The following is a 25,882-nucleotide window of genomic DNA, read 5'->3' as shown; positions in this document are numbered from 1 at the left end:
AAGAATCGTGAATACTGGATCCGGTCCGCCCGGCACGGTTACGGTTCGGTTCGTTCTGCGCGGCGGCGATCGGGCTTATCGCCTGGGTGGAAGGTGGGACTCCCCTGAAGGTGGCTGCCCTCCTGGGCTTAGCTCTCGTATTGTGGGCGATCAACATTTTCCTGAGCAGCAGATTGCCCAGCTGGAAGAGGTAGGGCCGGCGGAAGCATCAATGGCACCGAAGCGCAGGCCAAGGCCTTCTGCTACATTGGCGGCCAGTCCCGGATGGTGCGAGAAGCTGTAGCTAGAACGGGGAGGGGAGATGGTAATCGAGTACCTGATTTACATCGTGGTGGGGGTTGGTGTAGGCATCCTCACGGAGAGGCTGAAGAGTAGAGACGATGAAATCTTGCTCTACTTCACGGGGATACCGTTTGCAGTGGCGTGTGCCGTGATGACCAGAGTGCACGGCTTTTGGCCTCCAGTGATCTCCCTACTCATCTCCTGGCTCACCCAATCGCTTCTGACCCGCCGGCGTGCGGAAACACCCGATGACAGATCACGGAGCGAAGCCCGAGGCGAATCGTGAGTATTGGATCCGGGCCGCCTCTCGAGCATGAAAGGGTGACGAATGCCTACTACCGCGGACGATAAGCAGCGGAAGAGCAAGCGATGACCGTTGTCGCCCTGGCTCTCGTCTCGGTAATTTGCGGCACTGCGCTAACTCTCGTCATTGCAGCGTCGAAGGACGGATCAAGCAGCACGGTCGCGCTCCTCGCGGTTTCGTGCGCTGCCTTGGTGATCGTCTGCCGACTGATAGCACATCTCATCAGATTCAAACGAGAGTCCCAGTCAGCTTCAAGACGATCGCTCAACCTGTCAATTACGGCGTCGGCGATATGTGCAACAGTTGCCGTTGTGGTTATCCTTGCAGGCTTCTCTCCATACCTCGCGGGGTTGGTCTTGGCGCTGAATTCCATGTTCATTCTGTTTTTCATACTCGACAGGAGCAAGAGTTTGGACTCAGCTAAGTCGGCGGGGGAGTAGTGCTCAGTGGCAAAGTCAGGGCGAAGCTCTTCGTCTTTGTTGGCCCATCTCGGCGGTCTTTCTACGTTGGCCGGGCCGCTGGCGTATCGACGGTGGCTAGTTGGACTCGGTGGCCGCCGTGCTCGACCACAGGTCGGCCAGTGTTTCCATCCCAGGGCTAAGGATGTGACGTCATCAACGCATCAAAATTCGAATACGCTAAACGCGCCTCACTGTCGGGCTTCGTTTTATTCTTCCTAGGTGTGTTGCTGTATTGCATAGCAGGACTGTCGGGGAATGATTCCTCAACCCTTCTGAATCTTGCTTGGTCCCTGAGCTCAGTCGGACTGCTTGTCGGTGCATCCTGGCTTGTCGTCTACATCATCGGAAATGGAACCGGCGAGAGGTAGCGTGAGAGCCTCCGCCGATACCTCACCGCTGGTGTCGCAGGGTGCAGACTCGGCGTGGACCTGGGCGAAGGCAGCGCCAGTGTCTGGGACGACGAAAAGGAGTGCTGATGGCTGATGCCTGATCGAGACCGACCACGCTCGGTCTCGCCGACCCAGAGATTCGCTGCCCGGATAGGTCCGTGGGTAGCTGGCGTGATGGTCTTCTTCTCGACAGTCGTACTAATCTCCGGTGAAGTGGCACGAGGAATACTCCTGATGCTTCTCTCGCTCGGCATGGTCGCGGCAGCGGTGAACGCACGTCGCCTCGTCCGAAACAACGGAACCGAATAAGCCCCACTATTCGATAGGAGGCTGGAGCCGCTCTCGGCAGTATCTTGATAGCCGGATGTGCAGCCGCGGCTGGAATCGGGTGTGCGATCGAAGCAGCAGTACTTGGCGGAGCATTAGGAGGCACGCTGGAAGGTAAACCAGACGAAGAAGTTTTGGAAGGTGCCCTCGCCGGCGCCGCCATCGGCAGCATAACTGTGGGAGTGGGAAGATTCCTTGGGCCGACCATCAATGCCACGTAGGGCAAGCTACGCAATCGTGATCGTCGTCCTGTTGTCGCTCGTTGTCACATGCGTGATCACGGAGAACGTTGTCCTCTTGATCCTTATAGGTATACCAATGTTCGTGATCGGTTTCGTCATGAGTCGGAATAGCCGATCGTGAGGAAAGTAAAAGCGCATGGCGGTGTCTTCTCAACTAGCCGTCGAGCGGGCGGCTGGGATTGGGGATTTGCCATGAGAAACCACAAGGCTGTCTTTGCTTTCACGGGGCTCCTCTTGATTCTTGCCTTAGGGATCGCAGGGTTCCTGCAGCCGAGCTTCATCCCCGTGATGATCTGGCTGATGGGTGCCGTAGCCATCGTCACCCTGGTGGTGTTCACACTCCTGAATCGGTCGGCAGGCAACAACGACCAGTCGAGGTGGTTTGCATGACGGGTAATAGAGCGAAATCCGAGAAGAATCGTGAATACTGGATCCGGTCCGCCCGGCATGGTTTACGGTTCGGTTCGTTCTGCGCGGTGGCAATCGGGCTTGTCGCCTGGGTGGAAGGAGGGACCCCCTTGAAAGTGGCTGCCCTCCTGGGCTTAGCTCTCGTATTTTGGGCGATCAACATTTTCCTGAGCAGCAGATTGCCTAGCCGTGAAAGGTAGGGCCGGCGGAAGCATCAAGCGGACGACTCCGGCCAACGCCTTCCGCTTCGTCGGCGGCCAGTACAACAACGCCACGGGCTCTACAAGATGGGAGCCCGCTACTACGACCCTGTCCTGGGCCGCTTCACCCAGCTCGACCCTCAGGCCAGGACCCCCACCACGCCGACGCCATGAACAACCCATGCAACATGACAGCCCCCACCGGTCTTGTTAGTGACGGCCGTTTCTGGTCAGCCGTAGCCTTTGGTCTCGGACTTCTGGCTTTCGCGATCTCCGCTGCTTCTGTTCCGGTCACAGGACCAGTTGGGTTTTCCGTTGCCGCCGCACTTGTTTAGGTCTAGCCGGAGGAGTTATCGGCGTAGCAAGTACAGTGAAAGAATGCGATCAAACCCGGTGAATAAAGCTCTGACCTTGGTTATGGCACTAATTTTCATTCTCGGAGTGGGCATCGTGATCTTCGGGGAAGACGCCGAGTTTCGTTTGGCTGGTTGGCTGCTTCTAGCTTGCGGATTCCTTGGGGTGGCATCTCAGATGGTGCCTCGAAAAAAGCGATAGTACATCAGAGAACACGCCGCGCGCCTTCGAGCGGCGTGTTCTCTGATGTACTATCGGCGCGCCGTTCCTCACTGCGCGAGCGAGGAACGGTGAAGTCACCCAAGCAACGCCGAATCATTACCCATAAAGAGAGCGGGGTCGGGCTGGGGCACGGCGGCGGCTGCTCCCTCATGCATAACTCTTATGGCCCGATCGGTTAGGTGAGTGGGATTTGTCTGAGCACCTGATTTTTGGTCTAGCAATGATTACGCTCGGGGCGCTGGCCTTCCTAGCCCAAAATAAAATGTTCAGGACCGGAGACAGGGTGATCAAGCAAATCTCGCCGGGTAAGGACCGCACCGCTTTCATCAAACGCCAAAGAATGATGTACCTCGTCTATGGCGTGATGGTTTTCGTGGTCGGTGTTGTCTTCGTCATCGACGGACTCTAGGTCCGCTATGCTCAGCTATCCCGCCTACCTGCCGGGCGTCGTCGCCTAGGCCGGGATCGCCATGATCCTTTTGAGGGGTTCCCTTGCCGAGTCCCAGATTGCCTTGCTGATCGCGGTTCGGGTTTTCCGGGGTGACCCCAAAACGGTGCTCCCGGTCCTCCAGCGGGTGATCATCGTCGGAGGAATTCTGTTCGCCCTGGCCGGAGCTTTACTCGTCGCTGACCCACTGATGGAATGAGCGGTCAGCTCGTTTGGGTGCCGCCCGGCAACGAGTTCATTAGCAGTAGCTGTCTACTGGTGCGTGAAGCTGTAGCTGGAAAAGGAGGGGAGATGGTAATCGAGTACCTGATCTACATCGTGGTGGGGGTTGGTGTAGGAATCCTCACGGCGAGGCTGAAGGGTAGGGACGATGAAATCTTGCTCAACGTGACGGCGGTTGCGTTTGCAGTGGCGTGTGCCGTGATGACCAGAGTGCACGGCTTCTGGCCTCCAGTGATCTCCCTACTCATCTCCTGGCTCATCCAATCGCTTCTGACCCGCCGGCGTGCGGAAGCACCCGATGACAGATCACGGAGCGAAGCCCCAGATGAATTGTGAGTATTGGATCCGGTCCGCGCGGTACGGTTTGCGGTTGGGGTCGTTAGGGTCGCTTGCAATAGGACTGATCGCTTCGATGGAAGGTGGGACGGCGCTGAAAGTGGCTTCCCTCTTGGGTTGGGCTCTGGTTTTGTGGGTGATCTCTATTTACCTGACCAGGAGACTGCCCAGCCGGAAGCGGTAGGACCTGCGGAAGCATCAACGGCTGCGACGCGCGGCGCCATAGACGGCGTACGGCAAGGAGCATTCGGATGCCCCTTGAGTGAGGTTGCCCTACAGAGGAAACGACAGGTGAGTGGTTGGATGTTCAGCGATAGATCAAAGCCCCCAGGGATCGTTCCGGAACCATCAGACGGGGCAGCTTCTCAGAGGATGAAGGTTCCAATTGTGCTACTCGCTTTAGTAGCACCGGCTGTTCTTGCCGCGATTTTTCGGCTTATGAGTGATCACTTCGGTCTCCCAGCAGCAGCGATATTCACCTTGCTGGTATCGGTGCTTTTAGGCACTATCGTTACACTCGCCCTACGGAGGAAGCGGCACGGATCAGAGCCGAAGTGATTGGTAGGGACTAGATCCATGAGGCCTCGGCCGGTGTCCGCGAAAATTCGAAGGAGGTGGGGGCTATGTCGGATTCAGCCGGGACCGTCGTCCTGGGGTTGTGGATTTGCTGTCTGGGACTCGCATTGTTTTTCCTCGCCTCCCCCTGGGCGCGGCTTGCGGGATCGATGACCGGGCTGATGAAGCGAAGCTCACAGGACCTCGAATTCGCGAAAAGCCGTCTGGCTGCCTGCGCCGTCCTCAGCCTCGGTCTACCGATCGCCCTGTTGGGTGTCTTCGGGGGATCCCTGTCCGCGGTGCTGCCCAACCCCAAAACCTACTGGTGGGCCGGGCTAATCATGATCGCCGTGGCAGTGTGGGCTATCCGCGCCAAGGAAACCGTGGCACGGCCTCTGACGCGGTGCGGCATCCCGGTGCTCTACCGCTCCCTGCGGCCGTCCGAGCGCTGCTGGGTGCTCTCGCGAGTCATCTTCGGCGTGGCCCTGATGCTCGCCTGGGCCGGCATCGTGACCATTTTGCAGGTCTTCGCTTGACCAGCCTGATGGGGATCGTCATTGCACTGGAGCTCCGCTATGTCCTTCAACGCAGGGGGAAGTGCTTATGGCCGGCGTCGTGATTGCCGTATTTGGAGTGGTCCTGATCGTTCTGAGGCGGCCCTACAGGAAAGCTATGCTGAGGCTTTTCACTGATTACCCCTTTATGAAAAATCGGGCGCAGACTGCGGAGCGGCTCATTGCCCGAGGAGTTTGGCTATTTGGAGGCTTCTGCATCGTTCTTGGTGTAGTGCTGGCGTTTCGAGCATTGCTCTAGCTTTCGCTTCCCGAGCCGCGGCCCTGCAGCACGGCAGCACCGCAGAGACTCTTTCGTCCGTAACTGGGTGTTTCGAGGTACTCGCTTAGAAACGAGCCGGTTGGCGGCAGCATGGGTGGAGTCATCGGTGCTGGTGTCGGAGCGTACGAACTCGGCGCGGATCTGGGCGCAGGCAGTGCCAAGGTCTGGGACGAAAAGGAGTGCTGATGGCTGATGCCTGATCAAACCGACCGCGCAGCTGGCGCTAGGATCGACGGCAGGAGCGAAAACGGGATCAACGAGGCCGCTCTAACTGGCTTTGCAATGGGCGCAATATCGGGAGCCGGGGCAGGAGCCCGCGGCGTTTATCTCGATCGAATTGCGTCGATGACGTCAACAGCAGAGGAGGTAGCAAAATCAAGAGATTGCTTATCAGCATAGGATTTCTGGTCATGATTGGCATCTTTGTCTGGTTGTTGTCGCGAGATTACGGGCTAGTCGGCGGGGCTGTCACGGTCATCGCCATCATGCTCGGCGGCCAGTACGCAGTGCGATGGGGGAGCGAACGCGCAAGGCAAAATGAGGCGAATCTGCAGGATTTGATCAACGGCCGAAAGAACCGGGTCACGGATGAAGACTCCTGATTCTCGCGTCGGTGATTGCGGGAATCATGCATGAATTCGGCACTGCTGGTGATCGTCGCGATGGAGACTATGTCGGCGGGTGCGCAATAGGCGCCGGCTCTTTCCTTCTCGGCGCAGGCATCTCACGATTGGGCGACAATGCCATTGACTAGGAGGCCTGCATGAGCACCACTGCAGCAGCCGCACTGACCGTATCAATCGTTGCGGTCATCGCCGGATTCACCTTCTTATTCAGATACGCCAAAGCGAATCGCCAGGGACGACAAAATGACGCACGCCGGGCCCTTCAGATAGCGACCCTCATCTTGCCGGTGTGTTTCGCAGCCATCGTGATCCATGCCTATGAGACAGGAGTTCGCTTATGATCAATGACTCCGCGACGCCATCGAGAAGCGGGAGGGAGAAGCCGACGCAGTATCGGTCGCAAGGGCTTGTGCCTGGATTGATCGGCCTCATCCTCATGATCTTGATCGGGATTGTGGTTTTGGGGCCCAGCGGGCTGGCCACTGCTGAGTGCATCGGAATGGCATCGCTCGTCGCAGGTGCCTCGGCAGGCGGTACCATCACTGCAGGCTCGCAACTCTGAGCGTTCTACACCGGACTGTGGGCCGCGTCTCTTGCAATTGAGGCTGCCGGTCTCTTTCTTGGGACTATGAGGGCCGGCATGGCGGCCGAGGAGGAACGCAACGAAGATGGTTAACCGGGATTCCAACGAAAAGAGAGACCTGCACTGGTCCCAAACTGATCGTGCTGGGATAGTAATGAGCGTAATCGGTGCAGTCATCCTCGGCATCATTACAATTACCTCCTTCACCTCAGGTGACACAGTATGGGGATTCGTAATGGTGGCGGTTACGTTCATCCCGATAACCGCACTCATCCTTAAGATAAGGCGATAGAAACAAAAAAAGCTCTCCAACTGATTACCAGCGGAATAACGGTTTCCCACGGCTGATACTCCCTCAGAAGGTTCCAGCAGGTATGACCATTTGTGCCAAGCCGGAAGAGGCATGCACCTCGGGCGAGGTGCATGCACACGACAGGATGGGTTGGTACATCGATGCGGAACTCAATCGGTAGCCGGCGAACGATCGGAACAGAACATTTGATCACTGATCGAGCAAACAAGGACCGCACTTCAAATGTTGGCGGGTCCGTGGAGGCTCCGCGATGAAAAAAACGCAACGCGGTGCATGCCAGCCGCCAGGGACGATCTCACAGCACCTCCGGCGCCAGTCGGAGTCACTGAACATCACTGGACGTGAACTCAGTACATGGAGATTGATCTTGTTGACTTTCCCTCCGCCAGTGGGATGGGTTGTCTACGAATTGTTTGGGTTTTTGCCCGGGGTTCTAGTTGGAACTGTCCTATATCTCTGCATGGCCTGGTTCGTCCTTCGTGGTCACCGGAAGCGCAGGAGGGAGAGGGCTGGGCTGCCGACCGACACGTAGCAATTGAGTGCTGGACAGGTTGTAGATTGGCTTGGCTCTCGGGCCGGCTCACCTCTCGTCGCTTGTTGCCCAGTGGCCTGCAGTCCCAGGGACAGCGCCGACGGGACACTTCGAGCCATGTGGTGAGAGCCGACAAGCTGCTGTGTGACGGCTGGGCCTTGCCACGGGAACAGGGTCGAGTGCCTGATCAGCGACGTGGTGTCGTCCAGGTTCTTTGCGGCGAGTACCGGGGCTTGCCGCCTCGCTAGGATGTGCAGGGCTATGACTAGCCCCCAAAACCGCGAGCATTGGGTCTGGTCCGCCCAGTACGGTTTACGGTTCGGTTCGTTCTGCGCGGTGGCAATCGGGCTTATCGCCTGGGTGGAAGGTGGGACGCCCCTGAAAGTGGCTGCCCTCTTGGGCTTAGCTCTCATACTGTGGGCGATCAACATTTTCCTGAGCAGCAGATTGCCCAGCCGGGAGAGGTAGGACCGGCGGAAGCATCAAAGGGACGACTCCGGCCAACGCCTTCCGCTTCGTCGGCGGCCAGTACAACAACGCCACCGGGCTCTACAAATGGGAGCCCGCTACTACGACCCTGTCCGGGGCCGCTTCACCCAGCTCGACCCCTCCGGCCAGGACCCCCACTACAGCTACCCAATGAACAACCCGGTGAACAACACGGACGCCTCAGGCCTTGCTACCTGCCAGTTCAACAACAGCTGCGACTGAGGCGCATACAGCGATAATTGGGCATCGGGCGGTTCTGACTTCTCGAACCATCCTGACAACAATTTCGCATGTCGGCTGGAGACGCTCGCGTTCTGGGCAACTCCTGTCCTCGGCGCTCGTAGTCTGATGGCCGGTGCCACGAGAGTTGAATGGAGAGGATTGGCGAAGGTAGCGACGGCCACCGGTATTAGTAGTTGGTTCGGAAGTCTTGGCTGTAACTACTTGTCGTCTCCGACATTCTGGTAATGAATGTTGGAGCGGGCGTGGGCCATTCAGCCCCCGCCCGCCTGTTTCCGAGGAGTCTTCAATGACGTATAGACGTCGTATCGCCTTCTTAATCGCGCTGGCTTCGCTCACGTCTGCAGTCCTAGTACTCCTTCCGAGGCTGGCCCCCGGCTCCCCTGAAGAAGCCAGACGGGTCGACTTGGGCTCACTCGGGTTGATCACTCTTTCCCTTATGTTCGCCGTGATGCTTGGGCTCAGGAGATCTACCGTATTCAAAAGAACCAGTAAAACGTGGAAGAAAGTCGTGTTGGCGTTGCTCCCTGTTGCGGGCTTAGCGTTGATCCCGCTCGTGGGCTTCAGTATCGGATTCCTTGGATGGATTCTCTCTGGCGTCACTTTCGGCTTTTGCTTGCTATGGTTCGACTTCGACTCAAGTGGATCAGACTCGGGGGATGCAAACCACGGCCCGAATCGAAGAGCAGGGTAGTCTGCATAGCCAGCCAGTGAGGCGTGTTGAGGAAGGAGTGGTTCAGGACATCCCACTTCCCCTCACGAGCAAGGAGAGGCTGCGGTTGAAGCTGAATCTACAGGGCCAGATCGCCGCCATGGGTGGGTTCGCCTTCCGCAAGTCCTTGACCGAGGAGCATGAAGCGGACCTGCGCGCTTTATTGCTAGGGATGTTCGCATGAAGCGCCAAGGCTTGGGCCCTGAGGCCTTGAACCCATTTTGGACCTGTCTGAAGGAGGAATCTGAGCCCGAGGAGAAGGGTTCCCTCCCGGCCGCGCTCGGTCTCGCCGACCCAGCGATTTGCTGCCCGAATAGGTCCGTGAGTAGCTGGCGTGATGGTCTTCTTCTCGACAGTCGTACTAATCTCCGGTGAAGTGGCACGAGGAATACTCCTGATGCTTCTCTCGCTCGGCATGGTCGCGGCAGCGGTGAACGCACGTCGCCTCGTCCGAAACAACGGAACCGAGTAAGCCCCACTATTCGATAGGAGGCTTGAGCCTCAGCGGCAGTGTCCGTGTCTTCGCGTTCTTCTCTTGCGGATAGGAGCTTCATGTACATCTCATTTGCACTGGCGTTCATCGGTTTATTGGCCATGACGATTAATATCGTCTGGGCGATGCGCAATCCTGGGAATAGTGGGGAACCCCTCGGCCAGGAACGAAAGTTCCGGATGATGATCCTGCTTCTTGGGACGGGGCTGTTCATCTCGCCATTCCTGTATCTGGCCACCAGCTAGAATCCAGCTCCCGCAGCGATCCGGAGTCTACTCCCGGCCGTTGGCTCCGCGGCGCCCCCGATCTAGGCACCATGGTTGTATTCGATGACTCGGCTGGGTGACCGGATCGGAGTCAAGTGATGGGGCGGAGAGTTGGCCGCCGGAGCACGCTGACTTCGGTGGTCTGGCAGGATCGACCAAGCCGCGAGTGGAACCGGTGTAAACGTAGGCTGAGGAACAACATCGGCACACCTTCATTTGGCGGTTCGACAGCGCATAGGAGCTGATGATGAAGTTTAGGCTTGCGATAATGATTCCCGTTCTTCTGGCGATGATCGCGCTCGGTGCCTCCGGCGCTTTACACACCAACCCAGCGCTCCTCTTCGTAATACCGCTCCTTCTTGCCTTAGGCGCCGGTACCGTAATCGTGGTTGAGCGGTCGCGTCGACGAAGGAGCGTCGCAGAGTCCGGCGGGGAGCTGAACCAGCCCTAGGCCTTGGGCCAGGGGAACAGTGACGTGTGCCTGGTCAGGGACATGGTGCCGTCGGTGTTTTTCGCAGAGACCGGACTGCTCGTGGCTGCCGGCGGCATGGGCGATCGCCGCCAGGACCAGCTCAAGCAGCTCCCGGTCCAGACTCGGCATCACCTCCGAGAGGCTCACCTCCGGTACGCCGCCGATCGAAGCGGCCAGTAGCAGGAACCGCCGTTCGCCGCTGGAGAGGCCTCCGATGTGCTCCGGGATCGCCTCGAAGTCGATGTAGCTGTGGCTGCCGCCCTTGAGGATCCACAGGGTCGCCCCGGAGCGCTGAAGCGGCTGCTCGGTCGCCTTGATTGACGTCTGAGCACCCTTGTACGCGATCCTGAACGAGGTCGTGGCCATGGAGGACGCAGCATAGGGGGACTCCCGGGTTGCCGGCCCGCGGCTGTCCCATGACCTCCACCTTTCTAGGGGGCTTGTGCAGGAATTCGCTGTCTCGTGTCTAGGCTCGAGTGATTTTGATTGGGACATCGGCGCAGGCGTCGGCCCAGCGGATGAGCGCGGCCCGTTCGCTGGTGTCGACCTTCATACTCCACCGGATCCTTACCGCCACCCTCTGGGCGATGTAGTAGCAGCGGATGGCCGGCGGCAGCCACTTTTCCGGGCCGCACGCCGACTTCGCCTGGTTCAGTGCGTTTGTCTGCGCGTTGAAGGACCTGCCGTCGCCCATGTCGTTGTGGAACGCGACCCGGCGTGCCTGCGTCCAGGAGCGGGCACCGGACCCCCCGGGCTTGATGCACCGGGACCAGATGGTCGATCTGCACCGGCGTGGCCAAGGTGTGGATCTTGGTGTCCTAGGTCGTCACCCACCGGCCCCGGGCCACGGCGCACTGCTTGGCCGAGGTGTAGCCGACAGCAACTTGCTTTCCAGCATCAGTACCTCGGAGCGGAAGTTTTGGCAGTCCCTGTTGAGGTCCGCCCACTCCCCGAAGTGCCGGTCCCCTGTTGGAAGGCGTGCACGGCTTCTCGAACTGGGGCCATGCGGTGCATGAATATTAGGTGCGAGAAGCTTCGAGAATCTGCGCCAAGGGTTCCCGGAGAATGTCAATTCTTGCGGTCCTTTGGCCTGGACAGGGGAAGCACCTCCCCGAATGCTCCGGCCTGGGGCAGGATATGAGGTGTGGTCAAGAAAACGCCCGATGAGGCAAGCTCCCAGGTCCTATCCAAGAAGGACTACGAAAAGGAACTCCTGCGGTTGCAGGAGGAACTGGTCGCCTTGCAGGAGTGGGTGCGCAAAACCGGGACGCGGCTGGTCGTTATTTTCGAAGGACGCGACACAGCCGGTAAGGGCGGAACGATCCAACGCATCAGCGGTGCGCTCAACCCGCGCTCCTGCCGGGTTGTTGCACTCCCGGCGCCGACGGAGCGCGAGCGTTCGCAGTGGTACTTTCAGCGCTACATTGCCCATCTGCCGGCGGCCGGCGAAATGGTGCTGTTCGACCGGTCCTGGTACAACCGGGCCGGGGTGGAGCGGGTGATGGGCTTCTGCACTGACGAACAGTATGCCCAATTCGCTGACACGGTGCCCATGCTCGAGGAGGCACTGATCTCCGATGGGATCGTCCTGGTGAAGTACTGGTTGAGCCTTTCCGACTCCGAGCAGCGCCGTCGATTCCAGAGCCGCATCGATAACCCGGCTAAGCGTTGGAAGCTGAGCCCCATGGACCTTGAGGCGCAGGCGCGCTGGGTTGACTACGCCGAGGCCAAGGACAAGATGTTTGAGTTCAGTGACACCGAGCGCAGCCCGTGGTGGGTGGTGGACGCCGACAACAAAAAGGAGGCCCGGCTCAATCTGATGGCCCACCTGCTGTCGCTGTTGCCTTACGAGCAGCCGGAGTTGCCGGACATCGAGTTACCCGAGCGCCAGAACCGCATCTACAAGCGACCACCGATGGACCGCCAGCGGTTCGTGCCCCAGCATTACGAGATCGAAAAGTCGGAAAAAGCGCCGAAGGGCAAGAAAAAGGAATCCGCCCAGCATAAGTCCCGCTGAGTGGATCAATCGTTGACTGCTGCGGCGAGGGAGATGCCCCAGCCCGCATGGGGAGCTGCGTGGGAAGTCTTTCAACGAGGTGCCTCTTCTCGCTTCTAGTCGGTCTTCTCTCCGGCCGCTCCCATGTTGGTGGATCCTCCACCGCGACGGCTGACCCTGCAGTGGGTATGTGGTGTACTACGTCACGTTGCAACTCGACTGAAGCGGGGGCCAGTGGTGCCACGGTTCTAGTCGTGAATGTTGTCTTGGAGGTAGCCGATGATCCATTCCCGGAGTTGTGCGGTGGTCCAGTCGGGGGGGTGGCGACGAGGAGTACTTCGCGGTCTTCCCGGACGACGCCGGTGATCCCGTCGTCCTTGGCTAGGGTCTTGACGAGCCGGTCCACCACCCGGGAGTGCTCGTGGGCGATGTCCTCCCGCAACGACACCTCAAGTTCACGCCCCCGCACTGCATCCTCCCCCAGGTCCTCCACCTCGACGAGCGGTTCATCCGCGCCCGCCGGATCCTCCTCCGCGCCGCTGTCCCCGGCGTTCAACTCGTCGATGGTGGTGCGTGCGTAGCGCTCGATCCTGTCCACCGGCACTTCACGCAGCCCGAGGAGCAGGGCGCGCGCTGCCGACGCGGGAATCTCGGGCAGGAAGTTGTGGTTTTCACCGGTGCCGCTGACCAGGACCGGGTGGTTGTTGTAGGCGTAGCGTTTGACCCGGTGGCGGGCGGTATCCCACCGCGCAGAGAGTGCATGGCCGCGGATCACGACGGCGAGGTAGGACACCAGCCCGTCCAGCAGGACCAGAGATTCAAACGACAGGACGCGTTCTTCCTCCATGGTGTACCGCTCCCACGACGGCCAGGCTTCCCGCGGCACCGACGCCGGATCTGTGGCGCCGGGGGAAGTGGGCCCGGTGAGACGGGCGAGGATCCACCGCCACAGGGGGATCAGGCTTTCCACCGTCTCGTCGAGCAGGGAGCCGGGATCCCGTCCCTCGGCGGTCAGGACATCCCGCAGGCGCTCCAGCGCTGCACCGCGTTCGTCAAGGAACTCCTGGAAGGCGGCCGCGGCCTGGGCTTGGGACAGATTCAAATAATGAGTCATGGCAGGTGGATAACGTAGGCGACGCCGTTCTGTTCCAGCAAGTCGAGCACCCGCGGGTCAGCGCCGAGAGAGCTCTCTGCCCTCTCTGACTTGGTGCTCCAATATCACTCCGGGGTCTTTCGTTGTTGCGCGCATTTGGCCAATGACGGGTGAGAACAGACCCCCGAGGTACTGTGCCTCGTTCACAATTCTGCTGGAATGTCCCGCATGCGCGCCTGCCCTTTTGTGTGCAGGGGGCAAAGGGCCCCTCAGCGGGACGCCTCGAAGAGGACGAGCACTGAGTGTCCGTTGTCGGCCGTGACGCCATGAATGACCGAAAAGCGACCAAGGGGACGGAAGCCGAAGGTCTCGTGCATGCGTATGGACGCCGCGTTGTGCTCGTTCGCGAAGTAGTAAGCGCTCTCGGGACGGGACCAAATCCACTCCAGTCGGACACGGGTTAGTGCTGATGCCACGCCCTGACGCCTGTGGGAGGGATCGACCAGTACACCTCCTAGGTAATGGCCGGCAGGGGCATCATCGTCAGGAATTGCGTGGAAGTGCGTTTTCGCGATGCCGACAAGAATGCCTTCAACTTCGGCGACGACCACGAGCCGCTCAGGCGTTGACGTGAGCATGTCCGCACCCCAGTTTCCCAGGCCACTGGCAGTACTGATGTCGCACACGTCTTCCACGTCGTCTGGATTGGCCCGGCGTATGAGCATCTGCTGATCCTACTCATGAGCGATGTCCCCGCCCGTTAGTCCAGCTTTCCAGCTTCCGGTTCGAAACCGGGCGTTCGGATCGTGCCGGCGTGATGGGATGATCGCTCTATGCCAGAAACCAGGATCCCCGCCGGAGTCCGCGCAGTGGTGTTCGACGTGGGGGAAACCCTTTTTCGATGAGTCCCGCGCCTGGACGAATCAGGCGTGCTGCGGATTCTCAAGGAATTGAGCAAGCAGACCTCTACCCCGATGCGCTCACCTGTTTACGGGCGGCCAGCGACGCCGGCCTCGTGGTCGGGATCGCCGGCAACCAGCCCACCCGGGTTGAAACGCAGCTGCGAGAAGCGGGCTTCGATGCGGACTTCGTCGCATCCTCCGCCGCGGCCCATGGGGACACATCCACGCCCAACGCCCGGAAGTCGACCTCGCCGATATGAGGATCGAGGCCCTGACCGAGCTGACAACAGCGTTCACCTGAGTCGGACCATGCCCACTGCCTAGTCCTCTGCTCGTCCAGGGCTGCCTGCAGGAGCCGGATGGCTTTGGGTCCAACTCCGTGAAGCGTTGCTAGATGGCTGAAATCGACTGACCTTGGATCGTCCATGGTCTCTATGCCCGCCTGTGCCAGAGCCCGGATAGCTGGGGTGCCGATGTTTGGAAGAGGGGCCGCTGTGCTCGTACCTCGAGCGTAAGCGCAGTGCGCGGCGAACCGGCGCCCTCACCCATGGCCAGGGCTTGCTGGTGCCTCTGGTTGCCCCGTGGCACCGAACCAAGAGGAGTGCGTATGGGAATCCTTATTGAACGAAGATGTAGCGCTCCCGCGTCAGAACGGATGGTTCTGGATCCACTGCGTGCCGGCCATAACGACGGCGGCCGTGGCAAGCGCAGCACGTACCGTGTTCGCTGCGGTCCAACGCCGCTGGTAGACCGGCCAGAAGCTGACACCGTCGCGTTCGAGCCTGCGGTTGAGGGGAACGTTCACCACCATGGTCACCACCGTGCTGGCGAGGGAGGCGCCAGCAAGGGCCAGGTCCCCGGCGGCTCCGCGTGACGCTGCTGTCACAGCCAGTCCAAGAGCCGTACCAGCAGCGGCGCCGAAAACTAGGATGAACGGTCCACGTTCGGCTGCACGGTTGATCGCAATCATCGTGGTCGACGCAACCTCGTCATCGACGCGACGTAGGGCGGGCATCACCATCACGGAGAATGCCGTGTAGACGCCACCAACGAGACCGGCCCCCGCCACCGCGGCGACCTGGATCATGACCAGGCCCCTGACGACGCCGCCGCCCGTGCGTAGGTGCTGAACGATGCTGCCGGCCGCCCCAGCAGTTGTTGGACGCCGGTGCCGAGGGAAGCATTGCGGCCGTCGAGGATCTCTGTGAAGAGGTGGGCGAGGGGTCCGGCCTCGTCCTCTGGTATGCCGTCCGCGGCCAGGTCGGAGACGAAGGTCGGGACGTCGACAGCCTCGAAGGCGACGCGCCGTCCACAGGCGGCAGAGAGGACGGCGGCGGCCTGAGCGAAGGTGAGCAGTTCCGGGCCGGACAGTTCATAGGTGGCATCCTCCGGAATCGTCCGGGTGAGGGCGAGGACCGCCGCGTCGGCGACATCGTCAAGATCGACGAACGCTTCGGGCACGTCGGGTGCTGGCAGCTGCAGGCGGCCCCGGCGGACAGGGCCGGTGAGGAAGTTCTCGGAGAAGTTCTGCTGGAACCATGAACACCGTAGAACCGTCGTCGGCACGCCCCCTTCCCGCAGGGCCGCCTCGCTGGCCCGGGCTCCTTCCTCGCCACGGCCCGACAGCAGAACGAGCCGCCCAACGCCCTCAGCGGCGGCAAGCCGGCCAAGGGCGGCCATCTTTGCGGGCACTCCGGGGAAGGCAAGATCGGGGCTGAAACATACGTAGGCGGCCGACACCCCGTGCAGCGCGTCGGGCCAGGTGCCGCGCAGGTCCCAGTCGAAGCCCGTGCGGCGGGAAGCCAGCTGCACAGCCAGTCCGAGGGCATCAAGCCGGTCGAAGATACGGGATCCGGTGCGTCCGGCACCACCGAGAATTGAAATAGTCATGAATCCAGTAGACGCCCGCGCCGCTGGATGAAAAATGGGCAGGGCTCGCCACAACCTTCGTCATCGTCTAGGGTCTTCCCCATGGACCCGTTGACGCACTTTCTCGACGGCCCCCGTGCTGTGCGGGCCTTCGCACTGTCGATGCATATGAGCGCCCCCTGGGGGATCAACGTCCGCGACAACGCCGCCCTCACTGTGCTCGCTGTGACCGGCGGTCAGGCCCGCATTGATGGGGTGCTGCTCGAGGAGGGCGACGTTGCCCTCATCCGCGGTCCCGAACCGTACGCGGTGACCGATGCCGCCGCCAGCACGCCCTCGATCGAGATCGGCCCCGGGCAGGAGTGCACCACTGCGGACGGACATGACCTCCGCGAGGAGTTCCGCCGCGGCATCCGGCGATGGGGGAACTCCGACCATGGCGAAACCTCACTTCTTGTGGGAACGTACGAACGTCCCGACGAAGCCGGCGGGCTCGTCGCCCGCGCGCTTCCCCGGCTCGCCGTCGTTCGGCGCGAGCGTGCCGATGGGACCCTTGTCGGTCTGCTTGCACGTGAAATCTCGCACGACGACCCCGCTGCCCAGGTCGTCGTCGATCGCCTCCTCGACGTCCTCGTCGTCAGCACCATACGACGCTGGTTCGAGAGCCCTGGCCGTCCGACTGAACCTACCTGGCTTGCGTCGAACGACCCGGTCGTCCTGGGGGCACTTGAACTTCTGCATGCTGAACCGCACGCCCCCTGGACCGTGGAAAGCCTCGCACGCCGCGTCAACATCTCGCGGGCCTCCCTTGCCGCCCGCTTCCGGGCAAGCGTCGGAGAACCTCCGATGAGCTACCTCACGCGCTGGCGCCTGACACTCGCAGGCGACCTGCTGCAGACTCCGACCGCCAGCGTCGCGCAGGTCTCCCGCAGCGTCGGCTACCACAATGCCTATTCATTCAGCACAGCCTTCAAAAGGCACGTGGGAGTCACGCCTTCCGAGTTTCGCCACCGCCGCCCGGTTCTGTCGGGTGGAAGGGCGGACCGGCCGGACTAATGCACAAGATGCGTCCGGCTGACGGATCGACGTACGGTCAGGTCTTGTGCAGTTCCTCGGCGAGCATCACGATGATGCCGCTGGGGCCGCGGACATAGGTGAGCCTGTAGACGTCACCGTATGTTGCCACGCCGCGCAGCGGATGGCAGCCGTGCTTTGCAGCGATCTCGAGGGCCTCGTCGAGGTCGTCAACCGAGAAGGCGACGCGGTGCATGCCGATCTCGTTGGGCCGGGTGGAATCCGTCTCAATCGCCGCGGGGTGGAGGTACTCGAAGAGCTCGAGGCGGCCGTTGCCGTCCGGTGTCTGGAGCATGGCGATGTTGGCGTGGTTGCCGTCGAGGCCGACGGCGGTGTCGGCCCATTCTCCACTGACCGTGTCGCGGCCGAGGACCGTGAGCCCGAGGTCGGTGAAGAAGGCGATGGTCGCTTCGAGGTCGCGGACGGCGATGCCGACGTTCTCGAGTTTGATGGGCATGCGCCACACGCTACCAAGCCGCGGCGGCCTCTTCCTGCAGTATTGCCCTTCCGAGGTGGGTTTGATCATCGCCGTGTGGGGAGTAGAGCGATGTGATGTGGTTGTGCCGCCGAGACGGACGGTCCTCTTTATCTCTCACGCCCCCGCGGAGGCCCGTGCTGCCCAGACGGTCACCGACGCGGAAATCCCTGCGCGGACACTTTGTCAGGCAGAGGCAGCCGGTTCTGGCAGCGGTGAGCAAGGCGTTCTTCGCCAAGAAGGATGCCGTCGATGAGCCGGCGCTCACCGTGGAGGTGAGAAACGGCTCCCACTACCGATCCTCTATCGGGCGGAATTTTGGGCGGAGGCACCTGAACCAGAGGCAAGAGAGTCCAAATGACGGGCGAGTACCTTCATCGCCCAGCTGGTGTCTTCGTTCTGGCCATGTCGGATGAGATGGAGAGCGAGCCCATCGATAACGGCGTGGGTCCGTGCGGTCTCGGTTTCAGGATCTAGTGCGCCATATCCGGGATCGGTGGCGAGCAGCGCGAGTATTTGACGGCATCCTTCCTGGAGGTCGCGGTGGGCGCGGTCGTAAGCTGGCCGGAGCACGGGATCGGTCAACGCAAGGACCCCAACGGAGAAAAACACCTCCATCTCCACCCGCCGCTCGGTGTCGAGCGGTAGGAGCTGGGACAAGTAATCCTCCGCGGTCCGCCGGATCGATGTCTGTGGCTGGATCGCGGCTATGCGGTCAGTGACCTTTTGACGAACGAGGTCAAGCACATAGGCGCGCAGCGCCTCCTGTGTCGGGAAAAGGTACCGCAGTGAACCGGCAGCGATGCCAGCCTCCGCGGCGACATTGCGAACTGAAAGCTTGGCGATCCCGTCTCGGACAACCACCCGCCAGGCCGCCTCGCCCACGGACCGCTCCCGGAGGGTTCTGTCGATCAATTTCGGCACACGAGTATATTGGCACATCTGTGTGATAACTTCGTAACACAGTTGTACCAGCAAGGGGGAAGTCGTGATTCTGGCTCTAATCATCGCTTGTGAGATCGGCTTCTGGGTCGCCATCGTTGCCGGGCTGGCCGCCCGGTATATCCTCCGAGCCAAACGCCTCGGCGCGGCCCTGCTCCTGAGTGCCCCATTGATTGATCTGGTGCTCCTGGCCGCGGTCACAGTGCACCTGGTCTCGGGGGCGACGGCTTCCTGGCACCACGGGCTGGCGGCGATCTATATCGGGTTCTCCGTGACGTACGGCCACCGGATGATTGCTTGGGCGGACACGCGTTTCGTCCACCGATTCGCAGGCGGACCCGCCCCGCTGAAAGTAACGGGGCGGCAGTACACACAGCGGTGCTGGGGCGATTTCATGCGGACCCTCGGCGCCGTGCTCATCGCAGCAGGCATTCTCGTGCTGATCACCACGTGGGTCAACGACCCAACCCGCACCGAAGCACTCACCGGGTGGAACCGCATACTGGGGATCATTGTCACGGTCGAATTCATCTGGGCACTCAGCTACACCATCTGGCCCCGCAAGCCAGCTCTATCGTCCGGCCATAACACCTCCGCCGCCTCCTCCTGACCGAAGTGAAATCATCGAATCAACGGAGGTGGCTCCCATCTCACCTGTTTTGGGCCCGTCGGATTGGAGCGAAGGTCTGGACGGGCTCTTTCATCAGGAAGTCATTGATGAGCAAATTGCACAGTTCCGGCTTCTCGACAAGCAGGCCATGGGATGTCCCGGGGACGACGGCCAGCTCGGCGTTCGGAAGCGCCCGGTACATCTCCAACGCGTGCTCAACGGAGACCTCGTCGTCATCGCCGACCATGATCAGCGTCCGTATCGCCACCTTCGCCAAGTCCTGAACGGTGTAGGCGGGGCCGGTGGCATGCATGTGATCAAGCTTGCTCAGCACGAGATCGAAATGATCAACACCATCCGGTGAGAGTTCTCCATATCCCTGGCGGATGAAGTCGGGAACCTCTCCTCCGAGAACGCCGTTCATCCAGCCGTCGCGGTGAAATACGCCCGCAACACACACAAGACGACGGACAAGGTCAGGACGCCGCATCGCCACTGCAAGGGCGACGACCGCCCCGTCGCTGCACCCGATGAGGGACACCGGTTCAGCAACGTGTTCCTCGAGGAACGCGATGGTGTCTTCCGCCATCAACTCATAGGACATTGGCCCCTCCACGTCCGGCGAGCGTCCATGACCACGACGCTCAGGCGTGTAAACGTGGAAGTAGGGGCTCACCCCCTCGACGGTTGCCTGCAAGGCACGCGCATCAACACCGCCCGGATGCAGGAGCACGGCCGGAGGGCCCTGCCCATACTCAGCGAACCAGGTTTGTTCGACTGGGAGCGACTTCTCGGATCCCGATTCCTGCATCAGTGTCTCCTCCTCCTGATAGTAGCTACATCCTGCCTCGACAGATCAGCGGCGCGCATGAGCTGGGTCTTTTGCGACAGCGAAAAGAATGTCTTGCCCCAACGGACGGTCCCGGCAGGACATTGATCATCGACCCCTCAGCATGGCAAATGAACCGCGAACAATACGTCCTATTGAAGGACTATCCAGGCGCTCCTGCAGGCACTGTCGAATCCTGGACCTCGATCCGGACCTCTGTAGTGGACTCCGCACCATGAGCCAAGGACGGGACGAGTTGGGAGCGGCCCAGTGAAAATTCCGCCACCCTACCCTTCGCGTGATAACTGGCTGTAAACAGCACCAATGATGTCATCGACCTTGAATCGAGCTGCCAGTATGAAACCTTCGCGAAGCAGTGCGGGGTGGACGGTGACTCGCTAGGGTTCCAACCATGGACACTCAAGCGCGACGCACGGATCCCAAGCGCCGGGTGGTGATTGCGGCCATCGGTGCAGGTGTTCTTGCGGCGCTGTTGATCGGCGGGACCTCGGTACAGAAGTCGGGCCCTAATTCCAATCGCGACCCGTGGAACCGTGCAGAAAACCCCTGACCCGGGGGAGGAGAGGCCTTGGACCGAGGAGCGCATGAGGAAGGCGTCTGCGGAACCGCTGCCTGGGCCCTTCGGGTAGCACCGGGACAAAACCAGTGATTGCTCTTCTCGTCGGCTGGCGGTCAATTCAACATCGTCCTGAGTGGGACACCGCAGGCTTCGTGTTCGAGCGCGTGCGCGGCTTCGCGGACCGGCCGGCCAACCCCTGAACCGTCCCTCCGGGAGCACCAGTGAGTAACCTACAAGCTTCCTCGTAAGGTCATGGTCCGAGGTTGCAGGTCGCTGAGCAGGGGCGGTTCTTTCGTCCGAAGCGGGTTGTATGTGCAGGTGCGCGTGCGGCCCTGCCCTCAGTGAATGAGGGGCTACACGCGTGTGGCATCCTAGTTTTCAGGAGGGCGCACATGATCGATCCGAGGATCGCGACGTTCATAATATTGGCTCTGGCGGTTGCGGGTTTTGTGACCAATCGGGTGCCACTCGTCGCCGTCGCGCTATTCGTGCCCATGGCGCTATGGGCGACGGCCGTGCTCCCACTCGATGAGGCACTGATGGGCTTCAGTGATCCCCTTGTTTTGTTCATCGCGTCGCTATTCGTGCTCAGCGAGGCACTGAATGCCACTGGGATTACCGCGTGGATCGGTCAGTGGTTCGAGAAGCGTTCGTCACTTGGCCGCTCCGGGTTGCTCGCGACCATGACCGGGGTTGCCGCGCTGCTGGCGGCTGTAATCAGCATCAATGGCGCCGTCGCGGCGCTTCTTCCGGTCGCGGTGATCGCCGCGGCTCAGGCCGGTATCGTTCCTTCGAGAATGCTAATTCCGCTTGCGTTCGCATCCAGCGCGGGGTCGCTGTTGACTCTCACGGGGACACCCGTGAATATCATCGTTTCCGAGGCCGCAGCCAGTGCCGGCGGTCGGGAGTTCGGATACTTCGAGTTCGCGTTGGTTGGGATCCCCCTAGTGCTGGCTACGACCCTTCTTGTCGTGACGCTCGGCGAGCGCCTGCTTCCGGAGCGCGTTCCCGAGAGGCTCGCCGATACTGCGACCGATCCGCGTGATCGAGTACGTGCGTGGCGGCAGAGCTACACGGCGGATCTCGACGCAGGACGCATGTTCACCGGGGGCACCGGAGTCGTCGAGGTGCTTATTGCTCCTCGTTCCACCTTAATCGGACGGATCGTCTGTCCCGGGATGACGACGCGCGACGAAGGCCTGGTCGTGCTCGCGCTCCGCCGAGGCGACAGCCAATCGGTGCGCCCAAACACCGGTCTGCCCCCCGGGGCACTGGCCCTTCAGGCCGGCGACGCAGTCCTCGTGCGCGGCCCATGGGATGCACTCCACCGCTACACGCAGTCGCCCGATGTGATTGCGATCGACTCCTCGCGAAGCCTGCAACGGGGCGTTCCGCTCGGGCGAGGATGGAAACGCTGCCTGGCGGTGCTCATCATCACGATTACCCTGCTGGCAACCGGGGTCGTCCCCCCGGTGATCGCTGGGCTGATTGCGGCGTGCACGCTCGTGGTCGCGCGCGTGATCACCGTACCCCAGGGTTTCCGAGCGGTCTCGTGGGACACCGTCGTTCTGATCGCAGCGCTCATCCCTCTATCAGGGGCGTTCGTTTCGTCGGGGGCCGCCGACGTGATCGCAGAGTTCGTGTTCCGGCTCATCGGCAGCGGCTCCCCGCACCTTGCGCTTCTCGTCGTGTGCTTGCTGACCGTAGCAATCGGGCAGTTAATCTCGAACGTCGCGACAGTGCTCGTGATTGCCCCCGTCGCACTTACCTTGGCGCAGACACTCGGGGTCAGTGTCCAGCCGTTCATGATGGCCCTGACCGTCGTGGGCGCCGCGTCCTTCCTTACGCCGATTGCGACACCGGTGAACCTCATGGTCCTGCAGCCAGGCGGTTACCGGTTCGGCGACTACTGGCGCCTCGGCCTGCCGCTCACGCTCGTCTTCCTTGCCGCCGCGGTGCTGTACGTGCCGATCATCTGGCCGTTCTGAGGGCCCACACCAACGGAACGACCGCCGGCGGGTGCCTGGAACGCCCCGGGGCGAGGGCTACAAGACGCAGGGGCGCGGTTTTTGCTCTCACCAGCCACCGGACTGTCGTACGCACCACGGCCGTCGTCTCAGGGGCCGACGGGCGGTCCGCACGCCCATGCAGTGGTCCGACGAACCCAATGGGCATCTCGCACGCCGATCTGTCGAAGCTGCCGCTGCCGGTCGTCGAGGGAGGTTCCTCTCCCGTGCATGTCAGCGTCTCCGCCCAGCAACACGACCCCGATTCCCTGCTCAATATCACCCGCAAGCTCATCGCCGCGTACAAGAAATCAACCGAGATCGGGTGGGGCCGGTTCGAGCTCCTCGAGCAGGAACAACCCTGCGTTATTGCGCACTCGCTCACCGGCTCCACCGGGCAGGTCGTTGCACTTCACAATTTTGCGGCCGGCGCCTGCACAATCTCCTTCACACTCGCCGACAGCGAAAACGTGACACACCTTGTGGACCTGCTCGGTGACGAACCGGTCAGCCTCGGGGACAACGGGAGAATCGAAATCAATCTCGACGGGTTCGGATGCCTCTGGGTGAGAATCGTTCGAGCTGGGAAAAAACGGATCCTCTGATCACAGTCAGGATAGGTGCCGGACTTCACTCAGAGGAAGGGTCGCAGGGGCCTGAGAACCGTTTCGGCGAACCAGGCGGCGGGGTGGCGTTGTTCCCACAGTTGGGAGGACAATTCCAGGCAGTTCGCGCTGTCGGTCGCAAAAATTTCCTCCATGTCCGCGGCAAAGTCCGGATCGTGGACGATCAGGTTGCTCTCGTAGTTGAAACCGAGGCTCAGCCGGTCAATGTTCGCGGTGCCCACGATGGACCACTGCCCGTCCACGGTCGCGGTCTTGGCGTGGATCATGGCGTGGCGGTAGAGAAGCAGCGTAATCCCTTCGGACAGCAGCGTGGAGTAGAAGCCGCGCGAGAGCCAGTCGGCCAGCACATGGTTCGAGTTTTCCGGCACAATCACCCTCACATCGACGCCGCGCCGGGCTGCCTCGATCAGCGCGGTGAGGATCTGCTGGTCCGGGATGAAGTAGGCGGTGGTGAGATAGATGTGTCTCCGGGCGCGGTGGATTGCGTCCAGATAGACACTGCGGATGGGGTAAACCAGGTTGGCGGGGATGTTGTTGACGGCATGCAGTTGCGAATTCCATGCCGCTGGATGCAAGTGCGGCAATTTCGGCTGCGGCCCCCAGGGATGATTCCACACGGCGGTGAAGGAATGCCCCAGTTCAAATGAGGCCGGTCCGGTGAGGCGGACGTGGGTGTCGCGCCACTGCGTGGCATACAGGGACCCGATGTTGTATCCGCCAACAAATCCAGTTTCATCATCAACCACCAGTAGTTTGCGGTGGGTCAATCCGGTGGCGCGCAACGGGGTGAAGAGCAGACGCCGGCGCACGACAGGAAAACGGAAGACGTGCACGGCGGGGTGAAAACGGTAGAACGAGGAGGGCACCACCAGGTTGCCGAAGCCGTCATAGATCAGGTACACCTCGACGCCGCGGTCTGCAGCGGCGTTGAGCGCGTCCCGGAACTGCCGGCCTACGCCGTCATTCTTCCAAAGGTAGGTCTCCATCAGAATGCGGTATTGCGCGCCCTCGATGGCGGCGAGCATGTCGCGGTAGAGATCCTCCCCGTAGGTATGAATACGGGTGCCCGTGTCGCCCACCATGTGCTCGAACATGCCAGGCCGGGGGAATCGGGAGCGCCGCACCCGGGATCGGCGCTTGAGCGCGTCCGCGGCGATCAGCGTGGCGATCACGGTCGCCTGAACCGCGATAAAACCACCGAGGGCGCGCAGGGCCACGGTGCGCAGGGTACGCGGTTGCAACAGGGAAGTAGCATCCACCGGTTCAGCCTATCCACGCCCGTCGACGGACTGCCAGCGATCTGCCGGCCGCATACCATTTCGGATCGCTTGATCCGCTACTCAAAGCCTCCCGCCGCTGGTCTCGAATCCGGAGTTCCCGGCGGTCGCTGGCATTCAGGCCGTACCATGAATCGGTGACTCATTCGTCTGAAAATCCCCCAGAATCCACCCAGGATAAGGCGGCGAAGGACACACCGCCGCGCAGCGGCCTTGCGGCCGCGGTCCTGCGCGGGGGAGAGGAACCCGATCCGCGGTTTACCTTGGCCAACGAGCGGACCTTCCTTGCCTGGACCAGGACGGCGCTGGCTCTGCTGGCCGGCGGCATCGCAGTTGAGGCCTTCACCTCCGGCCTCTTCCTGCCCCAAACCCGCACCGTCCTTGCCGTCCTGCTGCTCGTCCTGGCCATGATCGTTGCCCTCGGTGCGGCTGTGCGCTGGCTGCGGGTCGAGCGGGCCATGAGGCTCAAGAAACCCCTGCCGCTGCCCGCCCTCGTTCCTGTGCTGGCCTTGGGTGGAGTTCTCGCCGCCGCGGTCATCCTCCTTTCCGTTATCACGCGGATGTCTTGACCGTGCAGGGAAAGAGGACGGCCCGCACCGTATGGACCCCTCCCGACCCCGGTCTGCAGCCCGAGCGTACGTCCCTGGCCTGGCACCGCACCACTGGAGCGATGATTGTCACCGGGGCGCTGTTCCTGCGATGGGTCCCCTTATACGGATGGGTTCCCGTGCTGATGATGGCTCTCACGCTCGGTGCAGCGGCCTCCGTGGAGGTCAGCCAGGTACGGCGCTACCGCCGCCACGCCAATGGAATCCACACCACGCAGATCGACGCCGATGTCATCGGCGTCGGGCTTACAACCTTCGGCGTCATGCTCGTTGGAGCATCGGCGCTCTACACCGTACTTGCGCTGCCCCTCCGCTAGCGGCCCGCCGTCAGCAGTAGGGCGCGGTACCCAGCCCCGATCGACGGCGATCCTCCAGAACATCGCCCGCGACATCCAGCAGCGGCGTGTTTCTGCGCCGCCCCAGCATAACGGTCATTCCTCTGTTGAGGATCGCCACCATGACCAGGATCAATACGTCCACCGTCCTGATTCGGCCGTCGACGGAGCGCAGGAGCAGTATTACCGACAGGGCTACCAACAAGGGCAGGTGGAAACGCATCAATTGGTGCTTCACCGCCAACGGAGCGATGGGTACCGAGAGGCCGGGGATGAGCGGGATGTTGGCGATGTTGCTGCCACCATATTGCCCAAGGCCGGTTCGGGCTGCACGTCATCACCCAGGCTGA

At 61.5% G+C, this 25,882-nt stretch carries 30 protein-coding genes and 3 pseudogenes; 23 read left to right on the top strand and 10 right to left on the bottom strand.

What is annotated here, in order from left to right; all coding sequences use genetic code 11:
* Positions 1-1,607 precede the first annotated feature (1,607 nt).
* The 13 genes and pseudogenes from AC4D14_RS15470 to AC4D14_RS15410 all read left to right on the top strand — a co-directional run bounded on the left by AC4D14_RS15470 (position 1,608) and on the right by AC4D14_RS15410 (position 9,817).
* The gene (locus AC4D14_RS15470) at positions 1,608-1,745 is read left to right on the top strand and encodes a hypothetical protein (protein ID WP_490903533.1); all 138 of its coding nucleotides are present in this window, start codon (positions 1,608-1,610) and stop codon (positions 1,743-1,745) included.
* A 452-nt stretch (positions 1,746-2,197) separates the two neighbouring features.
* On the top strand, positions 2,198-2,395 hold the full coding sequence (locus AC4D14_RS15465) for a hypothetical protein (RefSeq protein WP_490903541.1): 198 nt from the start codon (positions 2,198-2,200) through the stop codon (positions 2,393-2,395).
* Positions 2,396-2,673: 278 nt separating this feature from the next.
* A pseudogene (locus AC4D14_RS15460) lies at positions 2,674-2,787 on the top strand (RHS repeat-associated core domain-containing protein); the annotation flags it as partial.
* Positions 2,788-3,472: 685 nt separating this feature from the next.
* Positions 3,473-3,598, top strand: coding sequence for a hypothetical protein (locus AC4D14_RS15455; protein ID WP_490903540.1), 126 nt, complete (start codon positions 3,473-3,475; stop codon positions 3,596-3,598).
* A gap of 61 nt (positions 3,599-3,659) precedes the next feature.
* Positions 3,660-3,836 carry a hypothetical protein gene (locus tag AC4D14_RS15450; RefSeq protein WP_490903539.1) on the top strand — a complete coding sequence of 59 codons (177 nt, stop codon included), beginning with the start codon at positions 3,660-3,662 and terminating at the stop codon, positions 3,834-3,836.
* Positions 3,833-4,195 carry a hypothetical protein gene (locus AC4D14_RS15445; RefSeq protein ID WP_490903538.1) on the top strand — a complete coding sequence of 121 codons (363 nt, stop codon included), beginning with the start codon at positions 3,833-3,835 and terminating at the stop codon, positions 4,193-4,195. Before AC4D14_RS15450 ends, AC4D14_RS15445 begins: the two co-directional genes overlap by 4 nt.
* 623 nt (positions 4,196-4,818) lie before the next feature.
* Positions 4,819-5,286, top strand: coding sequence for a hypothetical protein (locus AC4D14_RS15440; protein ID WP_490903537.1), 468 nt, complete (start codon positions 4,819-4,821; stop codon positions 5,284-5,286).
* 708 nt (positions 5,287-5,994) lie between these two features.
* The gene (locus AC4D14_RS15435; RefSeq protein ID WP_490903536.1) at positions 5,995-6,186 is read left to right on the top strand and encodes a hypothetical protein; all 192 of its coding nucleotides are present in this window, start codon (positions 5,995-5,997) and stop codon (positions 6,184-6,186) included.
* A gap of 161 nt (positions 6,187-6,347) precedes the next feature.
* Positions 6,348-6,551: a hypothetical protein gene (locus AC4D14_RS15430; RefSeq protein ID WP_490903535.1), complete on the top strand. Its 204-nt coding sequence runs from the start codon at positions 6,348-6,350 to the stop codon at positions 6,549-6,551.
* A gap of 1,636 nt (positions 6,552-8,187) precedes the next feature.
* Positions 8,188-8,349: pseudogene (locus AC4D14_RS15425) on the top strand (RHS repeat-associated core domain-containing protein); the annotation flags it as partial.
* Between the two features lie 677 nt (positions 8,350-9,026).
* Positions 9,027-9,263, top strand: a complete 237-nt coding sequence (locus AC4D14_RS15420) for a hypothetical protein (RefSeq protein WP_490903534.1) — start codon at positions 9,027-9,029, stop codon at positions 9,261-9,263.
* A gap of 150 nt (positions 9,264-9,413) precedes the next feature.
* A complete protein-coding gene (locus AC4D14_RS15415; protein ID WP_490903533.1) occupies positions 9,414-9,551 on the top strand; it encodes a hypothetical protein in 138 nt (45 codons plus the stop codon).
* 80 nt (positions 9,552-9,631) lie between these two features.
* A complete protein-coding gene (locus AC4D14_RS15410) occupies positions 9,632-9,817 on the top strand; it encodes a hypothetical protein (RefSeq protein ID WP_490903532.1) in 186 nt (61 codons plus the stop codon).
* 385 nt (positions 9,818-10,202) lie between these two features.
* On the opposite strand, the gene AC4D14_RS15405 is transcribed toward AC4D14_RS15410, so the two are convergent.
* Together AC4D14_RS15405 and AC4D14_RS15400 are read right to left on the bottom strand one after the other, a co-directional pair.
* On the bottom strand, positions 10,203-10,676 hold the full coding sequence (locus tag AC4D14_RS15405; protein WP_490903531.1) for a hypothetical protein: 474 nt from the start codon (positions 10,674-10,676) through the stop codon (positions 10,203-10,205).
* Between the two features lie 100 nt (positions 10,677-10,776).
* Positions 10,777-11,004: a hypothetical protein gene (locus AC4D14_RS15400; RefSeq protein WP_490903530.1), complete on the bottom strand. Its 228-nt coding sequence runs from the start codon at positions 11,002-11,004 to the stop codon at positions 10,777-10,779.
* A gap of 450 nt (positions 11,005-11,454) precedes the next feature.
* Between AC4D14_RS15400 and ppk2 the strand changes: the two genes are divergently transcribed.
* Positions 11,455-12,327 (top strand): polyphosphate kinase 2, encoded by an 873-nt coding sequence (ppk2, locus tag AC4D14_RS15395; RefSeq protein WP_490903529.1) that lies wholly within the window; start codon positions 11,455-11,457, stop codon positions 12,325-12,327.
* 400 nt (positions 12,328-12,727) lie between these two features.
* Positions 12,728-13,438 (top strand): hypothetical protein, encoded by a 711-nt coding sequence (locus AC4D14_RS15390; RefSeq protein WP_490903528.1) that lies wholly within the window; start codon positions 12,728-12,730, stop codon positions 13,436-13,438.
* 230 nt (positions 13,439-13,668) lie between these two features.
* On the opposite strand, the gene AC4D14_RS15385 is transcribed toward AC4D14_RS15390, so the two are convergent.
* Positions 13,669-14,124 (bottom strand): GNAT family N-acetyltransferase, encoded by a 456-nt coding sequence (locus AC4D14_RS15385; protein WP_490903527.1) that lies wholly within the window; start codon positions 14,122-14,124, stop codon positions 13,669-13,671.
* A 176-nt stretch (positions 14,125-14,300) separates the two neighbouring features.
* Between AC4D14_RS15385 and AC4D14_RS15380 the strand changes: the two genes are divergently transcribed.
* Positions 14,301-14,561: a hypothetical protein gene (locus tag AC4D14_RS15380; RefSeq protein ID WP_490903526.1), complete on the top strand. Its 261-nt coding sequence runs from the start codon at positions 14,301-14,303 to the stop codon at positions 14,559-14,561.
* Between the two features lie 386 nt (positions 14,562-14,947).
* Here AC4D14_RS15380 and AC4D14_RS15375 read toward each other — a convergent pair whose 3' ends face one another.
* Complete coding sequence (locus AC4D14_RS15375; RefSeq protein WP_490903525.1) at positions 14,948-15,388, bottom strand: anthrone oxygenase family protein; 441 nt, start codon at positions 15,386-15,388, stop codon at positions 14,948-14,950.
* On the bottom strand, positions 15,385-16,191 hold the full coding sequence (locus AC4D14_RS15370; RefSeq protein ID WP_490903524.1) for an SDR family oxidoreductase: 807 nt from the start codon (positions 16,189-16,191) through the stop codon (positions 15,385-15,387). The genes AC4D14_RS15375 and AC4D14_RS15370 overlap by 4 nt, the downstream gene beginning before the upstream one ends.
* An 81-nt stretch (positions 16,192-16,272) precedes the next feature.
* Between AC4D14_RS15370 and AC4D14_RS15365 the strand changes: the two genes are divergently transcribed.
* Positions 16,273-17,226 carry an AraC family transcriptional regulator gene (locus AC4D14_RS15365; protein ID WP_490903523.1) on the top strand — a complete coding sequence of 318 codons (954 nt, stop codon included), beginning with the start codon at positions 16,273-16,275 and terminating at the stop codon, positions 17,224-17,226.
* A gap of 37 nt (positions 17,227-17,263) precedes the next feature.
* Here the strand turns inward: AC4D14_RS15365 and AC4D14_RS15360 are convergent, their stop codons facing one another.
* Both AC4D14_RS15360 and AC4D14_RS15355 read right to left on the bottom strand, forming a co-directional pair.
* Positions 17,264-17,701 carry a VOC family protein gene (locus tag AC4D14_RS15360; RefSeq protein ID WP_490903522.1) on the bottom strand — a complete coding sequence of 146 codons (438 nt, stop codon included), beginning with the start codon at positions 17,699-17,701 and terminating at the stop codon, positions 17,264-17,266.
* 321 nt (positions 17,702-18,022) lie between these two features.
* Positions 18,023-18,634, bottom strand: coding sequence for a TetR/AcrR family transcriptional regulator (locus tag AC4D14_RS15355; protein WP_490903521.1), 612 nt, complete (start codon positions 18,632-18,634; stop codon positions 18,023-18,025).
* 73 nt (positions 18,635-18,707) lie between these two features.
* On the opposite strand from AC4D14_RS15355, the gene AC4D14_RS15350 reads away from it, so the two are divergent.
* Positions 18,708-19,271, top strand: coding sequence for a hypothetical protein (locus AC4D14_RS15350; RefSeq protein ID WP_490903520.1), 564 nt, complete (start codon positions 18,708-18,710; stop codon positions 19,269-19,271).
* A 40-nt stretch (positions 19,272-19,311) separates the two neighbouring features.
* On the opposite strand, the gene AC4D14_RS15345 is transcribed toward AC4D14_RS15350, so the two are convergent.
* Positions 19,312-20,082: an alpha/beta fold hydrolase gene (locus tag AC4D14_RS15345; protein ID WP_490903519.1), complete on the bottom strand. Its 771-nt coding sequence runs from the start codon at positions 20,080-20,082 to the stop codon at positions 19,312-19,314.
* A 430-nt stretch (positions 20,083-20,512) separates the two neighbouring features.
* On the opposite strand from AC4D14_RS15345, the gene AC4D14_RS15340 reads away from it, so the two are divergent.
* From AC4D14_RS15340 to AC4D14_RS15330, 3 genes are all read left to right on the top strand, one after another.
* Positions 20,513-20,671, top strand: a complete 159-nt coding sequence (locus tag AC4D14_RS15340) for a hypothetical protein (protein WP_490903518.1) — start codon at positions 20,513-20,515, stop codon at positions 20,669-20,671.
* Between the two features lie 401 nt (positions 20,672-21,072).
* Positions 21,073-22,668: an SLC13 family permease gene (locus AC4D14_RS15335; RefSeq protein WP_490903517.1), complete on the top strand. Its 1,596-nt coding sequence runs from the start codon at positions 21,073-21,075 to the stop codon at positions 22,666-22,668.
* 179 nt (positions 22,669-22,847) lie between these two features.
* Entirely contained in the window at positions 22,848-23,291 is a 444-nt protein-coding gene (locus AC4D14_RS15330) for a hypothetical protein (RefSeq protein ID WP_490903516.1), read from the top strand.
* Between the two features lie 29 nt (positions 23,292-23,320).
* Here the strand turns inward: AC4D14_RS15330 and AC4D14_RS15325 are convergent, their stop codons facing one another.
* Entirely contained in the window at positions 23,321-24,571 is a 1,251-nt protein-coding gene (locus AC4D14_RS15325) for a phospholipase D-like domain-containing protein (protein ID WP_490903515.1), read from the bottom strand.
* 155 nt (positions 24,572-24,726) lie between these two features.
* Between AC4D14_RS15325 and AC4D14_RS15320 the strand changes: the two genes are divergently transcribed.
* Together AC4D14_RS15320 and AC4D14_RS15315 are read left to right on the top strand one after the other, a co-directional pair.
* Entirely contained in the window at positions 24,727-25,158 is a 432-nt protein-coding gene (locus tag AC4D14_RS15320; protein WP_490903514.1) for a YidH family protein, read from the top strand.
* A 2-nt stretch (positions 25,159-25,160) separates the two neighbouring features.
* Entirely contained in the window at positions 25,161-25,514 is a 354-nt protein-coding gene (locus tag AC4D14_RS15315; protein WP_490903513.1) for a DUF202 domain-containing protein, read from the top strand.
* Between the two features lie 10 nt (positions 25,515-25,524).
* Here AC4D14_RS15315 and AC4D14_RS15310 read toward each other — a convergent pair.
* Positions 25,525-25,848, bottom strand: a pseudogene (locus AC4D14_RS15310) (hypothetical protein); the annotation flags it as partial.
* Positions 25,849-25,882: the final 34 nt, after the last annotated feature.

This window comes from Arthrobacter sp. TJ-254 (genome assembly GCF_058269175.1).
Note: the sequence above shows the minus strand (reverse complement) of the source record. Positions and strands in the feature narration are given on the sequence as shown.

What these genes read in the sequence shown, in the direction of transcription:
- AC4D14_RS15465 (WP_490903541.1), top strand. Translation starts at nt 2,198, where the DNA reads ATGAGAAACCACAAGGCTGTCTTTGCTTTCACGGGGCTCCTCTTGATT.
- AC4D14_RS15450 (WP_490903539.1), top strand. Translation starts at nt 3,660, where the DNA reads ATGATCCTTTTGAGGGGTTCCCTTGCCGAGTCCCAGATTGCCTTGCTG.
- AC4D14_RS15445 (WP_490903538.1), top strand. Translation starts at nt 3,833, where the DNA reads ATGAGCGGTCAGCTCGTTTGGGTGCCGCCCGGCAACGAGTTCATTAGC.
- AC4D14_RS15440 (WP_490903537.1), top strand. Translation starts at nt 4,819, where the DNA reads ATGTCGGATTCAGCCGGGACCGTCGTCCTGGGGTTGTGGATTTGCTGT.
- AC4D14_RS15435 (WP_490903536.1), top strand. Translation starts at nt 5,995, where the DNA reads ATGATTGGCATCTTTGTCTGGTTGTTGTCGCGAGATTACGGGCTAGTC.
- AC4D14_RS15430 (WP_490903535.1), top strand. Translation starts at nt 6,348, where the DNA reads ATGAGCACCACTGCAGCAGCCGCACTGACCGTATCAATCGTTGCGGTC.
- AC4D14_RS15420 (WP_490903534.1), top strand. Translation starts at nt 9,027, where the DNA reads ATGCAAACCACGGCCCGAATCGAAGAGCAGGGTAGTCTGCATAGCCAG.
- AC4D14_RS15410 (WP_490903532.1), top strand. Translation starts at nt 9,632, where the DNA reads ATGTACATCTCATTTGCACTGGCGTTCATCGGTTTATTGGCCATGACG.
- AC4D14_RS15405 (WP_490903531.1), bottom strand. Translation starts at nt 10,676, where the DNA reads ATGGCCACGACCTCGTTCAGGATCGCGTACAAGGGTGCTCAGACGTCA.
- AC4D14_RS15400 (WP_490903530.1), bottom strand. Translation starts at nt 11,004, where the DNA reads ATGGGCGACGGCAGGTCCTTCAACGCGCAGACAAACGCACTGAACCAG.
- AC4D14_RS15385 (WP_490903527.1), bottom strand. Translation starts at nt 14,124, where the DNA reads ATGCTCATACGCCGGGCCAATCCAGACGACGTGGAAGACGTGTGCGAC.
- AC4D14_RS15380 (WP_490903526.1), top strand. Translation starts at nt 14,301, where the DNA reads ATGAGTCCCGCGCCTGGACGAATCAGGCGTGCTGCGGATTCTCAAGGA.
- AC4D14_RS15375 (WP_490903525.1), bottom strand. Translation starts at nt 15,388, where the DNA reads ATGATCCAGGTCGCCGCGGTGGCGGGGGCCGGTCTCGTTGGTGGCGTC.
- AC4D14_RS15370 (WP_490903524.1), bottom strand. Translation starts at nt 16,191, where the DNA reads ATGACTATTTCAATTCTCGGTGGTGCCGGACGCACCGGATCCCGTATC.
- AC4D14_RS15365 (WP_490903523.1), top strand. Translation starts at nt 16,273, where the DNA reads ATGGACCCGTTGACGCACTTTCTCGACGGCCCCCGTGCTGTGCGGGCC.
- AC4D14_RS15360 (WP_490903522.1), bottom strand. Translation starts at nt 17,701, where the DNA reads ATGCCCATCAAACTCGAGAACGTCGGCATCGCCGTCCGCGACCTCGAA.
- AC4D14_RS15345 (WP_490903519.1), bottom strand. Translation starts at nt 20,082, where the DNA reads ATGCAGGAATCGGGATCCGAGAAGTCGCTCCCAGTCGAACAAACCTGG.
- AC4D14_RS15340 (WP_490903518.1), top strand. Translation starts at nt 20,513, where the DNA reads ATGGACACTCAAGCGCGACGCACGGATCCCAAGCGCCGGGTGGTGATT.
- AC4D14_RS15335 (WP_490903517.1), top strand. Translation starts at nt 21,073, where the DNA reads ATGATCGATCCGAGGATCGCGACGTTCATAATATTGGCTCTGGCGGTT.
- AC4D14_RS15330 (WP_490903516.1), top strand. Translation starts at nt 22,848, where the DNA reads ATGGGCATCTCGCACGCCGATCTGTCGAAGCTGCCGCTGCCGGTCGTC.